A 12,457-nucleotide genomic window follows, 5' to 3' on the forward strand; every position below is an offset into this window, starting at 1 on the left:
GAGAGGGGATTTAGTGAGAGGATTGCATGTCTTTAGGCAGCAAGCACATCGATATCTTGGTAGGCCATGACTTGATCCCCAAGGTCTTAAACTAGTTGACTCACAATGTGGGCACTTGCGTAAAGTCGCCTTAATAGTTAACACTTCTTCAGTGGAGGTCTCACAATCATCAAGGGTATGATGAAGACGCTGTCGCTGACTGGGGGATAACTGTTTAAGCTGTTGTAAGAAAGGGATAAATTGTTGTTCATTCATGAGTGTAACCCGGTATCGTTATTCACACATGTATTAAGTATGGTAGATCTACAACAGCTAACTAAGACATAGCCTTTTTTTTGCCTGGATTCCGGGTATTAACCTGCTGCTTCAGGCAGTACAAACACTTCTTCTGTACACGTTACTGCTTAATAACTAAATACAGAAAAATAGAAGCACTGCATTATGCGGTGCTTTTTTTGCCTTATTTTCGGGTATTAACTGCTTGTTTCAGATACAAGGCTCTCTTATTTGGCTAGCTTACAGTTTAAAAACAAGATAATAAATCACTGGTGACGTTTATTTTTTAACCTCATGCTGCAGAATATACAATAAAATCCCACCCTGCTTTCATTTTGTATATAATCTCCATCCTCTTTTCCCATTTATACTTGGCCTTAAACAGATGAATTTGAAAGCGCGTTTGCTGTATTTTGTAAAACCTATTTTCTGGGGCATTATTATTGCCTTGTTAGTTACTAACGGCGCACAATTCATAACAGTAGTCTCCTCTTTTTTAGATAATAATAAAGTTTCCGGCTATAGTGATGCAGTTAAAAAAGCGGCACCAGCAGTAGTAAATATTTATTCACAGCAGTACCTGGACTCAAGCCTTGATAATCAGCAGCACCTGCAGCCTTCTGAATTAGGCTCCGGTATTATTGTTGATAAAAAGGGTTATATCCTGACTAACTTTCATGTGGTATCACAAGCCGATCAGATTCTTATTGCTCTGCAGGACGGCCGTTTATTTACCGCATCTATTGTCGGCAGTGATCTGATCACAGACCTTGCCGTCCTGCAGATAAAAGGTAATAACCTGCCGGTCATTCCCCAGAATATGCAGTACAAACCTCAGGTGGGAGATATTGTGCTTGCTATCGGCAACCCCTATAACTTAGGGCAGACCACCACCCAGGGAATCATCAGTGCAACCGGTCGAAACGGCATGAGCTCTTCGGGACGTCAGGATTTTCTGCAGACCGATGCGGCAATTAATGAAGGCAACTCCGGAGGCGCCCTGATCAACAGCAGAGGAGAGCTGGTAGGCATTAACACTTCTGAGTTCTCCAGTAATAATACAGGCTTCAGCAGCGGTATCAGTTTTGCAGTTCCCTATAAGCTGTCACGCCGTATTATGCAGAGTCTGATTTCACAGGGGCGTGTTATTCGCGGTTCATTAGGTATAACTGCAGAGAACCTGGATCCGCTTCTAGCTAGACTGTGGGGATTAAAAGCACAGAACAGTATTATTATCAAAAATATACACCCGGGCGGGCCGGCTTCAACAGCTGGTGTACAGGTTAATGATATTCTCCTGAAAATCGACGGTGTCGAGGTTGAAAATTTAATTATTGCGATGGATAAGGTAGCCGAAATAAAACCCGGTACTAAAGCTGTATTGACCCTGCTGCGCAAAGGTAATGAAATTGAGCTTGAGGTAGAAATTGGCGAGCTGAATAATATTCAGGCGCTGTCCAGAAAAGAGCAGGCTCAAACGCAGGAGCAGAATATAGAATAAAAAAAGGGGAGCTCAATGCTCCCCTCTATATTTAACAGCCAAAATAAAAACTAATCTTCGATACGTCTAATTTCCGCGCCAAGCGGAATCAGTTTATTTTCGATAGCTTCATAACCGCGATCAATATGGTAAATCTCATCAACAATAGTTTCGCCGTGAGCAATTAAACCAGCTATTACCAGGCTTGCTGACGCACGTAAATCAGTTGCCATCACCTTCGCACCGCTTAACTGATCATGATCACCGCAAATAGCCAGGTTGCCGTCTAATTCAATATTAGCGCCCATACGCTGCAGCTCAGGAACATGCATAAAGCGGTTTTCAAAAATATTTTCTTTAATAAGTCCGGTACCCGGTGCAACAGTATTTAATACTGTGAACTGCGCCTGCATATCGGTTGGGAAGGCAGGATGAGGTGCAGTGGTAATATTTACCGATTTTAATTCACGGTCCCTCATATCCACTTCAATCCAGTCATCACCAGTTGTCACTAAAGCTCCAGCTTCTTCAAGCTTCGACAGTACAGCAGTTAACAGGTGAGGATCTGTTTTTATACATTTTACCTTGCCGCCGCTGACTACGCCGGCAACCAGAAATGTGCCCGTCTCAATACGGTCCGGCTGGATCTGATAAGCGCAGTCACCTAACGATTCAACACCTTCAATCGTTAATGTATCAGTACCAGCACCCGATATTTTACCGCCCATGCCGTTAATAAAATTAGCCAGATCCACAATTTCCGGTTCTTTAGCTGCATTCTCAATAGTCGTAACACCTTCAGCAAGCGCGGCAGCCATCATTAGATTTCCGGTACCAGTAACACTGACCAGATCCATATATAGATGTGCACCTTTCAGACGGCCGTCAACACGCGCTTTAATAAAGCCGTCTTCAACTTTAATAGTTGCGCCCATCTGCTCTAAACCATGAATATGCAGATTCACCGGACGAGCACCAATTGCACAGCCGCCGGGAAGTGAAATATCCGCTTCTCCAAACCGTGCAACCAAAGGTCCTAACGCCAGGATAGAAGCCCGCATGCTGCGTACTAGTTCATAGGATGCGGTGTAGTTTTTTACACCTGATGCATTGATATGCACTTTATGACCATCTTGTGATGCATCTGCACCTAACTCTTTTAAAAGCTCAAGTGTTGTCGAAATATCCTTGAGTAAAGGAACATTGCTTAAGTTGACATCACCTTTTGATAATAAGCTGGCAAAAAGAATTGGTAATGCTGCATTTTTGGCACCGGAGATTGTAACTTCACCATTTAACCGGCAGCCGCCTTGAATTAAAAACTGACCCATCTAACTATCCTTTCCGCTTACTAAATAAAATGTTTTTGTTTTTGCCACTCATCTGGCGTTAATGCTTTAATCGTTAAAGCATGAATTGCGTTACTTGCTATCTCTTCAGTTAAAGGCCCGTAAACAATCTGCTGCTTTTTAACCCGGCTTAAATCACAAAAGATCTCACCAACAGCTATCACTTGAAATGTACCATTTTCACCTTTAACGATGCATTCATCGAGTACTAATGCCTGCTCTAATTTTTCTTTAATTGCTTCAATATTCATTGAATGCTCCACTATTTGAAGAGGAAACTTACCCCATATAAATCGGCTAAGATGGTTATTTTTTCAGGTACCCCGATAAAGGATAAGCCGGGATTATTCGTTTTTATCTGTACTAAATATGCAAGACCTGCGGAGTCTATGTTTATTAACTGTTGTAAATCAATTGTTTTTACATCTTGATAAACCGCAGATAACTTGCCGGCAGCTAATTCACTGAGTATCAGGCTCCCAGTTAATCGCATTGTCCCGTTATTTATTGTGTTAGTCACGAGGAAAACTCACTGTTTTTTTTCTCTAACAGCTGAATAACGTGGTTAATACCTTTTTTCTTAATTAAGTCATTAATTTCAGACTGTTTAGTATTAAGCATACTGATCCCTTCTGCTATCACGTCAAAAACTTTCCACTCACCGGTTTTCTTGTTTTTGCGTAATTTAAACGCCAGCTGAGTCAGCTGTTCATTCTTATCTCGGATTCTAACAGGAATGCTCACTATTTTCTTATCAGTAAAATGAGTATTGTCTAATATTTCAATCTGCTGCTGATCATATTTAAACAAGATATTCCCGTAAGCATTCACCAGATAAGTACGAAATGCATTAACAAAATCATTTCTCTGTACCTTAGAGGTCTCTTTTAAATGACTGCCCATCACTTTATAAGCGGCATATTTATAATCAAAATAGGGGAGTAATTCTTCTTCAATAACAACCTGTATATAATCCGGCTCTTCCTGCAGATGCTCCTTTTCAGCATTAATTCGAGCAAAGGTATTAATCGAAACAGAATGGATAACCTGATTAGGGTTACTCATATCAACTTCATTTGCAGCTGCAAAAGTACTGCACAGTATTAATAAAACAATAGATAAAATTCGCATTAATTATCCTTATTCATTGAATAAATAAACTGACCGATTAAGTCCTCAAGCACCAAAGCTGATTTTGTATCTTCAATACTGTCGCCGTCTGCTAACATTTCAATATCGTCATCAATAAATCCAGGCTGAATACCGATATACTGCTCACCTAATAAACCAGAGGTCAAAATAGCCAGAGAGGATGTTTCCGGATAAAAGCCCGTATTTTCAAACATAGCTAAACGCACCACAGGTGTATAAGTTTTTTGATCCAGGTGAATCTCTTCCACCCTCCCGACAACAACACCGCCGAGTTTAACCGGCGCACGTACCTTTAATCCGCCGACATTTGAAAAATTTGCATAAAGAGTATAGCTGCGGCCCTCTCCTTTTAATGAAACACCAGCAACGCTAAAAGCTAATAACGCTAACGCAACCACAGATGCGATAACAAAAGCACCAACCCATAACTCTAATCTTTTCTGTAACATATTAATTCCAATTCTTCCGTAGCCGGTTACATGCCGAACATAAATACAGTTAAAACAAAATCCATTGCTAATACTAGTAATGATGAAACAACAACAGTCTGCGTTGTTGCTTTACTGATCCCCTGCGCTGTAGGTATAACGTGATAACCGTTATAAAGTGCAACCCAGGTGATCATAACCGCAAAAATAACACTTTTAATAATACCGTTGCCTACATCAGGCAGATACTCCACACTGCCCTGCATAACAGACCAGTAAGCACCGCCGTCAATGCCCATCCAGCTAACGCCGATTAAATAACCTCCCCAGATGGCAATGACATTAAACAGCAGTGTCAGCATGGGCAGGGTTACAATACCGGCATAAAAACGCGGCGCAATTACCCGTTTCAACGGAGAAACAGCCATCATTTCCATACTGGCAAGCTGCTCGGTGCTCTGCATTAAACCTATTTCAGCCGTTAAAGCCGATCCGGCCCGGCCGGCAAAAAGTAATGCTGCAACAACTGGACCTAATTCACGCAGCAGCGATAAAGCCACCATGCTGCCTAAACTCTGTTCAGCGGCATAATCGACTAAAACATAATAGCCCTGCAGGCCTAAAACCATACCGATAAACAGGCCGGATGTTAAAATAATCGGCAAAGATAAAATACCAAGCTGAAATATCTGCCCTGTAAACAGCGAAAACAGTTTAGGGTGAGGTGCTCCCCAGACGGTGCGCAGCAGCAGCAGAGCTGATTTTCCAGCCGTACGCGTCAGCTCTAAACTAATACGCCCGACGGATCTTACATAAGTGCTTATCATTTATTCACCCTGTGCAGCTCGGAACGAAAATCATCACTTTTAAAGTGAAAAGGTACCGGGCCGTCACTTCTGCCGTGCAGAAACTGCTGTAATAACGGGTTATCCGTCTGCTGTAATATTGAATCAGCCGGCCCCTGAGCTATAATTTTCTGCTCCGCTAACACATAAACATTATCAGCAATCGCCAGTACTTCATTAACATCATGAGAAACAATAATGGAGGTCAGGCCCAGTATATCATTAAGCTGCTTAACCAGTTTTAATAATACATTCATAGAAATCGGATCCTGCCCGGTAAAAGGTTCATCATATAATATCAGCTCAGGATCCAGTGCTATTGCACGGGCAAGCGCAACACGTCTTGCCATGCCTCCGGAAAGCTCAGAAGGCTTTAAATCTTTTGCACCGCGCAGTCCAACCGCTTCTAACTTCATTAAGACCAAAGTAGATATTAATGACTCTTCAAGTTGAAAATGTTCGCGCAGCGGAAAAGCGACATTCTCAAATACACTCAGCTCATTAAATAAAGCACCGCTTTGAAATAACATGCCCATTTTCTTACGGGCTTCATACAACAGCTGGTCAGAGCAGTTATGAATAGGGATATCATTAAAAATGATCTCACCACTATCCACAGGCAGCTGTCCGCCGATAAGCTTAAGCAGAGTCGTTTTTCCGATACCGCTGGGCCCGAGAATAGCCGTTATTTTGCCGCGCTCAAATTCGAAACATAAATTATCAAATAATAATCGTTCATTTCGTGAGAAGCAGAGATTGTTTATAAAAAGATGGCGTGCCTGTTTCATTGCTAGCTGTTATCTATATATCTAAAATTAATCAATATTGTAAGGTTATGCTCATACATATACAAATAATTAAATTCTAAAGCGCTAAACAGCTGTACAGCCCCTTTACTTAAGATAACAACCCGCTTTTACGTTGTAAGTTTATTTTTCATTTAATAAAATGCACCAGTAAACTTTTGTAAAGCTTTAACAAAAGAACATTTATTATAAAAACCATGGAAGGATATATGCACATTTCTGATCTGAAGGAAGCAGATATTCACTGCCATTATACCTTTTATCACGATTTTACTTATACCTCTGTTGCTAAACGGTAAATCATTACTCGCGTTGCCGACGGCATTTTGTTATTTTATTCAATTGCCCTCACTTGCGGCATAATAAGAATTAATCGAGAATAAAATGATCACAACGCCTTACGGACAAGTCAGCACTGAAAATTATCAAAGGGCTGAAAAAATTAAACTGCTTATATGCGATGTTGACGGGGTATTCTCTGATGGACGCATCTATTTAGGCAACCAGGGGGAAGAGTTAAAAGCTTTTCATACTAAGGACGGCTTCGGGATTAAAGCCATATTAAATATCGGCATCAGTGTCGCCATTATAACAGGCCGCCAGTCAAATATTGTTGAAAACAGAATGAAAGCGCTGGGTGTACCTTATATATTCCAAGGTCAGGAAGACAAATTAACAGTTTACCAGTCTTTATTAACTACACTTAATTTAACACCGCAGCAGGTAGGTTATATTGGAGACGACATGGTTGATCTTCCGGTTATCCGGGACTGCGGCTTAGGTATCGCAGTACGGGACGCTCACCCGCAGGTATTACAAGGTGCAGACTTAATTACCCATATTAACGGCGGCTTCGGCGCGGTACGAGAAGTGTGTGATCTATTTTTACAGTGCGCAGATAAACTTGATATCACACAGGGCAAAAGTGAATAGATGAACAAACGCCAGAGTATCCCATTTGTTTTATTATTAGCAGCCTTTTTATTATGGTTATATTTCAAACCAGAAACCGTGCTGCCGGAATTACCCGAACATCACCCTAGCTATATAGCCAATAATGTTAACAGCACGCATTTTGATGAGACAGGTCTGATCAGTCACAAAATTTTTGCAGATAAAGCGACCAGTTTCACTGAAAAAAATATTACAGTCTTTGAGAAGCCGAAAGTCATTGTTTATATTCATAATGAAGAAACAGATAATACAACTGTCTGGCAGGTAACCAGTGAGGACGCAGTACTTCACGAGCAGAACCGCTTAGAACTAACAAATAATGTATGGTTAAAAAATCTCAGTTTAGATCAGCTGGTACAGTCTATGGCAACTGAAAAGTTAACAGTTCTACTCGATGAAAACGAGGTCAGCAGTGACCTGTTTGTAACCTGGTTAGGACCGCAGATGAAGCAGCAGGGGGTTGGGATGTGGGCCTCTTTAGTGACAGAAGAATTAATTGTTAAAGACCAAATCAAAACGGTATACCTAAATGAAAAAAAATAACCTAAGTATCATGTTCAGCATATTATTCTTTTCATGCTCCAGCTTTGCGCTGCAGTCTGACTTTGATCAGCCGATTAATGTCAGTTCAGTCAGTCAGCATGCGAAAATGAAAAGCAATACAGTTGTCTTTCAAAAAGATGTACTGCTGACCCAGGGCACGATCAAAATAACCGGTGATAAGCTGACCGTTATCCGCGGTAAAAAGCCGAACCATGAAGTGATGACCGCTGAAGGAAAAGTTGCTACTTTTTACCAGACGCAGGATGACGGCAAACCTTTTGATGCGGAAGCAGACAGCATTCGTTATGAGGTTGCCAAGGGTAAAATAACCCTCACTGGTAATGCACAGGTGAAGCAGCTTGACAGCCAGATTAACGGCGCAAAAATAATTTACTTTCTGGAAACTGAAGAGTTGATAGTTAATACCGCTGAAGGTAAAGGTGAACGTGTTAAAACTGTATTTTTACCGGCTCAGTTTGAAAAAAATAAAACTGCACAGCCGTCCGAAAAGAGCAGTGACAATGCCCCTTCTGAGCAAGTAGAAGGCAAGACTGAAAAAACAAGCTCTGATAAATCAGAAATTAATACTGAAAATTCAGTCTCAGATAAATCAGCAGTCGACACAGAAACCACTACAGAAAAAGAAGAATAAGCATAATGGCTGAATTAATAGCGAAAGGTTTAGTAAAAAGCTACAAAGGCCGCACGGTCGTAAACGGTGTCGCTTTAACGGTAAAAACAGGTGAAATTGTCGGTTTACTTGGCCCAAACGGTGCGGGAAAAACAACATCATTTTATATGGTAGTCGGTTTAGTTAAACAAGATGAAGGCTCTATCATCATTGATAATGAAGATATTTCTCATCAGCCGATGCATATTCGTGCACAAAAGGGTATCGGTTACCTGCCCCAGGAAGCTTCAATATTTCGACGCTTAACAGTAACTGAAAATATTATGGGTATTCTGCAGACACGTAAAGAACTAACCAACCAGCAGCGCGAAGATAAACTAAACACCCTGCTGGAAGAGTTCCATATTACTCATATTCGCGACAATAAGGGCATGAGCCTTTCCGGTGGTGAACGCCGCCGAGTTGAAATAGCACGGGCACTGGCGACTGAGCCTAAATTTATTCTCCTGGATGAACCTTTTGCCGGTGTTGACCCAATATCTGTTATTGATATCAAAAATATTATCCAGCAGCTGCGTGACCGCGGATTAGGTGTATTAATCACCGATCACAACGTACGCGAAACATTAGATGTATGTCAGCACTCCTATATAGTGAGCCATGGTGAAATTATTGCAGTCGGCACACAAGAAGAAATATTAGCTAACGATCATGTAAAACAAGTATATCTTGGCGAAGAATTTAAACTATAGTTTATAATAACTTACACTCTTTATTTCCCGGATTAGGAAAAATATTTTGATGAAACAAGGTTTACAATTGAAAATGGGTCAGCAGCTTGCAATGACCCCTCAATTACAACAGGCAATCAAACTATTACAGCTGTCCACACTGGATCTGCAGCAGGAGATCCAGAATGCACTCGATGAGAACCCGCTTCTTGAACAGGATGACGACAGCGGCATCGAACAGGTAAATAAAGAACAGGACAGCAGCCAGGTTGATACCGCAGAAGCCCTGACCAAACAGGAGTTCTCCGATGATCTGCCGGCTGATAATAACTGGGAAGAGTCATATGCCCCGGTACAGCCAGCCTCACCGGCTTCAGGTTCGGCAAATTTCGAGGGTGAAAATTCTGTTTATCAGGGAGAATCATCCGCCTCGCTGCAGGACCATCTAATCTGGCAGATGCAGCTGACCCCTTTTTCTGACAGCGATTTAATGATTGCAACAGCAATTATCGACTCTATCGATGATTCTGGTTATTTAACCACAAGCTGCGAAGCTATTTTTGACAGCCTGGCGCCTGAGATAGACGAGCTTGAGTTAGAAGAAGTTCAAGTAGTATTAAAACGTATCCAGCATTTTGACCCTATCGGCGTGGCGGCCCGTTCAACACAGGAATGCCTGCAGATACAGCTTCGGCATCTGCCTGAACAGACTCCATGGCGTAGTGAAGCACTAATGGTGCTGGATTTATATATGGATCTGCTCGGCAACCGCGATTACCGTACGCTGGCAAGAAAAAGTAAATTAAAGGAAGCACAGTTAGCAGAAGTGATGCGCCTGATTCAGACTTTAGAACCTAGACCAGGTAATCAGATTGAAGACAGTCAGGCGCAGTATATTGTGCCTGACGTTTACGTAAAAAAAATTGCCGGGCAATGGCGGGTATCCCTAAACCCGGACTGCAACCCTAACCTGTCGGTAAACCAGCAGTATGCAGATTTATGTAAAGGTAATATCAGCAAAACAGATTCTCAGTTTATCAAGGGCCACCTGCAGGAAGCTAAGTGGTTTATAAAAAGCCTGGAAAGCCGTAATGAAACCCTGTTAAAAGTATCGAACTGTATCGTACAGCAGCAGCAGGCCTTTTTTGAATACGGCCATGAAGCTATGAAACCTATGGTTTTAAATGATGTTGCATTTGAGGTTGAAATGCATGAATCCACCATTTCCCGGGTCACCACACAGAAATTTATGCATACACCAACGGGAATTTACGAACTGAAATTTTTCTTCTCCAGTCATGTAGCAACGGAAAACGGCGGAGAATGCTCTTCTACTGCGATCCGCGCATTGATCAAAAAGCTGGTTAGTGCAGAAATAAGCACTAAACCTTTAAGTGATAATAAAATAACCCAGCTACTTGAAGAGCAGGGAATAAAAGTAGCGCGCCGCACCATAGCAAAATACCGGGAGTCACTGGGAATTCCACCGTCAAACCAGCGAAAACAGCTCCTATAAGCCTTAGTATCCGAGCTGCTGAGCGCTAAATAGATTATGACTAAAATCATTATTATTGTTGATTAATGTTAAGAAACTGCAATTTCTACGTAGAAATTCATCAACAAACTGCTAAACTGGCGCGTTCAGTTACAGCAAATTAAATATAATATGAAAATTTCTAGTTTATTAAATCAAGAATCCGTTTTTAGCCAGACGACCTGCACCAGCAAAAAATGTGCGTTAGAAAAAATCAGCCATATTGCCGGTGAAAAATTAAATATCGACCCGCAGATATTATTTAATAATTTAATCGCCCGCGAAAAAATCGGTTCAACTGGCGTAGGATCAGGAATAGCCATCCCCCATGTAAAGATTGACAGCTCGCTGCCGGCCACGGCCGTATTTATACAATGCGATTCAGGCATAGATTACGATTCATACGATGGTAATAAGGTAGATATCCTTTTTGCTATTTTTGTGCCGGAAGACCGCTGTAAAGAATACCTGGCGGCACTTGCTGAAATCAGTAAAAAACTGCTAGATAAACCTTTTTTACGACAATTACGTAACGCTGAAAGTAATGAGGCTTTATTCGAGTTACTGCAGGCAAACTAATATGCTCAAGTTGGAATAAAAATGAAATTAATAATCATTAGCGGACGCTCCGGATCAGGAAAAACCATCGCACTTCATGTACTTGAAGATTTAGGTTACAACTGTATCGACGGTGTCCCGTTCCAACTGCTTGAACAGCTGATCGACACAGTTGATGCTAAAAATAATAAAGTAGCGATTAGTCTAGATGTACGTAATTTACCGGCAGAAGCATCTGCAATAGAAGAACTGCTTGCTTCATTGAAAAGTAAAATTGCTATCGAAATAATTTATATTGATGCAATAACCACCGAGTTAATCCGCCGTTACAGTGAAACAAGGCGGCTTCACCCGCTGTCTAAACAAAAATTATCCCTGTCTCAAGCGCTTGAACTTGAAAATGAACTGCTCCAGCCTATTCGAGCCTGCGCGGCCCTGTCAATCGATACAACAACACTGTCTATCCATAATTTAAGCGAGCGTATTAAAATCCATCTACAGGGCTCAGCCAAAAGCAAACTGCTGATTATTTTTCAGTCTTTCGGCTTTAAATATATGCACCCTGAAGATGCTGATTATATTTTTGATGTGCGGTTTTTACCAAACCCGCACTGGGAACCTGAATTACAGAAATTCAGCGGGCTGGATCAGCCGATCAAAGATTATCTTGCTTCATTTGCTCTGGTAAAACAGACGGAGAACCAGATTGAAAACCTTTTTCACTCCTGGCTTCCGCATCTTGAAACCAATAACCGCAACTACGTCACCATTGCAGTCGGCTGTACAGGCGGAAAACACCGCTCCGTTTACCTGACCGAGCAAATTGCTGCGCGCTTCAAACAGAAATACCAGGTACAAATTGAGCATAAGTGTTTAAAGGGGCAATAAAATAAGTGGATATCATCAAGCAAACTATTACAATACAGAACAAACTAGGTTTACATACTCGTGCAACTATTAAACTTGTTGAATTAGTTAATTCTTTTGATGCAACCATTATAATCAAGCATCAGGATAAACAAGCAGATGCCGACAGCGTGCTTGGTTTACTGGTTTTAGAAACATGTTACGGCCAGGAAATTGAAATATTAGCCAAAGGAACAGAGGCAAAGCAGGCGATGCTTGCGGTCACTAAGCTGATAGAAGATAAGTTTTTAGAAGAAGAATAAT

Annotated in this window: 17 protein-coding genes; 9 read left to right on the forward strand and 8 right to left on the reverse strand. The window is 41.4% G+C overall.

Features of this window, described 5'->3' with window-relative positions:
- Positions 1-255: transposase-like zinc-binding domain-containing protein (locus tag G337_RS28895; protein ID WP_425414433.1), on the reverse strand; the 255-nt coding region annotated here is incomplete at its 3' end.
- Between the two features lie 406 nt (positions 256-661).
- On the opposite strand from G337_RS28895, the gene degS reads away from it, so the two are divergent.
- Positions 662-1,777 carry an outer membrane-stress sensor serine endopeptidase DegS gene (gene degS, locus G337_RS26200; protein WP_051303232.1) on the forward strand — a complete coding sequence of 372 codons (1,116 nt, stop codon included), beginning with the start codon at positions 662-664 and terminating at the stop codon, positions 1,775-1,777.
- Between the two features lie 50 nt (positions 1,778-1,827).
- Here degS and murA read toward each other — a convergent pair whose 3' ends face one another.
- The 7 genes from murA to G337_RS0112830 are packed head-to-tail and all read right to left on the reverse strand — an operon-like array spanning position 1,828 to position 6,318.
- Positions 1,828-3,087, reverse strand: coding sequence for a UDP-N-acetylglucosamine 1-carboxyvinyltransferase (gene murA / locus G337_RS0112800; RefSeq protein ID WP_028864242.1), 1,260 nt, complete (start codon positions 3,085-3,087; stop codon positions 1,828-1,830).
- 20 nt (positions 3,088-3,107) lie between these two features.
- The gene (locus tag G337_RS0112805; RefSeq protein ID WP_028864243.1) at positions 3,108-3,356 is read right to left on the reverse strand and encodes a BolA family protein; all 249 of its coding nucleotides are present in this window, start codon (positions 3,354-3,356) and stop codon (positions 3,108-3,110) included.
- An 11-nt stretch (positions 3,357-3,367) separates the two neighbouring features.
- Positions 3,368-3,598: an STAS domain-containing protein gene (locus G337_RS28900; RefSeq protein WP_028864244.1), complete on the reverse strand. Its 231-nt coding sequence runs from the start codon at positions 3,596-3,598 to the stop codon at positions 3,368-3,370.
- 23 nt (positions 3,599-3,621) lie between these two features.
- The gene (locus G337_RS0112815; RefSeq protein ID WP_028864245.1) at positions 3,622-4,236 is read right to left on the reverse strand and encodes an MlaC/ttg2D family ABC transporter substrate-binding protein; all 615 of its coding nucleotides are present in this window, start codon (positions 4,234-4,236) and stop codon (positions 3,622-3,624) included.
- Complete coding sequence (mlaD, locus tag G337_RS0112820) at positions 4,236-4,706, reverse strand: outer membrane lipid asymmetry maintenance protein MlaD (protein WP_028864246.1); 471 nt, start codon at positions 4,704-4,706, stop codon at positions 4,236-4,238. The genes G337_RS0112815 and mlaD overlap by 1 nt, the downstream gene beginning before the upstream one ends.
- 26 nt (positions 4,707-4,732) lie before the next feature.
- Positions 4,733-5,512 (reverse strand): lipid asymmetry maintenance ABC transporter permease subunit MlaE, encoded by a 780-nt coding sequence (gene mlaE, locus G337_RS0112825; protein WP_028864247.1) that lies wholly within the window; start codon positions 5,510-5,512, stop codon positions 4,733-4,735.
- Positions 5,509-6,318: an ATP-binding cassette domain-containing protein gene (locus G337_RS0112830; RefSeq protein ID WP_028864248.1), complete on the reverse strand. Its 810-nt coding sequence runs from the start codon at positions 6,316-6,318 to the stop codon at positions 5,509-5,511. Before G337_RS0112830 ends, mlaE begins: the two co-directional genes overlap by 4 nt.
- 402 nt (positions 6,319-6,720) lie before the next feature.
- Between G337_RS0112830 and kdsC the strand changes: the two genes are divergently transcribed.
- The 8 genes from kdsC to G337_RS0112870 all read left to right on the forward strand — a co-directional run bounded on the left by kdsC (position 6,721) and on the right by G337_RS0112870 (position 12,456).
- Positions 6,721-7,269: a 3-deoxy-manno-octulosonate-8-phosphatase KdsC gene (kdsC, locus tag G337_RS0112835; protein WP_028864249.1), complete on the forward strand. Its 549-nt coding sequence runs from the start codon at positions 6,721-6,723 to the stop codon at positions 7,267-7,269.
- Positions 7,270-7,833, forward strand: a complete 564-nt coding sequence (gene lptC / locus G337_RS0112840; protein WP_028864250.1) for an LPS export ABC transporter periplasmic protein LptC — start codon at positions 7,270-7,272, stop codon at positions 7,831-7,833.
- On the forward strand, positions 7,820-8,485 hold the full coding sequence (lptA, locus tag G337_RS0112845; RefSeq protein ID WP_028864251.1) for a lipopolysaccharide transport periplasmic protein LptA: 666 nt from the start codon (positions 7,820-7,822) through the stop codon (positions 8,483-8,485). Before lptC ends, lptA begins: the two co-directional genes overlap by 14 nt.
- A 5-nt stretch (positions 8,486-8,490) precedes the next feature.
- A complete protein-coding gene (gene lptB, locus G337_RS0112850; protein WP_028864252.1) occupies positions 8,491-9,216 on the forward strand; it encodes an LPS export ABC transporter ATP-binding protein in 726 nt (241 codons plus the stop codon).
- A 49-nt stretch (positions 9,217-9,265) separates the two neighbouring features.
- Complete coding sequence (locus G337_RS0112855; protein ID WP_028864253.1) at positions 9,266-10,711, forward strand: RNA polymerase factor sigma-54; 1,446 nt, start codon at positions 9,266-9,268, stop codon at positions 10,709-10,711.
- A gap of 150 nt (positions 10,712-10,861) precedes the next feature.
- A complete protein-coding gene (gene ptsN, locus G337_RS0112860) occupies positions 10,862-11,308 on the forward strand; it encodes a PTS IIA-like nitrogen regulatory protein PtsN (protein ID WP_028864254.1) in 447 nt (148 codons plus the stop codon).
- A gap of 21 nt (positions 11,309-11,329) precedes the next feature.
- Positions 11,330-12,175, forward strand: a complete 846-nt coding sequence (rapZ, locus tag G337_RS0112865; protein ID WP_028864255.1) for an RNase adapter RapZ — start codon at positions 11,330-11,332, stop codon at positions 12,173-12,175.
- Between the two features lie 5 nt (positions 12,176-12,180).
- A complete protein-coding gene (locus G337_RS0112870) occupies positions 12,181-12,456 on the forward strand; it encodes an HPr family phosphocarrier protein (protein WP_028864256.1) in 276 nt (91 codons plus the stop codon).
- The last annotated feature ends 1 nt before the right edge of the window (position 12,457 follow it).

Origin of the sequence: Psychromonas aquimarina ATCC BAA-1526, assembly GCF_000428725.1 — a bacterium.
In the GTDB taxonomy this organism is placed as follows: Bacteria; Pseudomonadota; Gammaproteobacteria; order Enterobacterales; family Psychromonadaceae; genus Psychromonas; species Psychromonas aquimarina.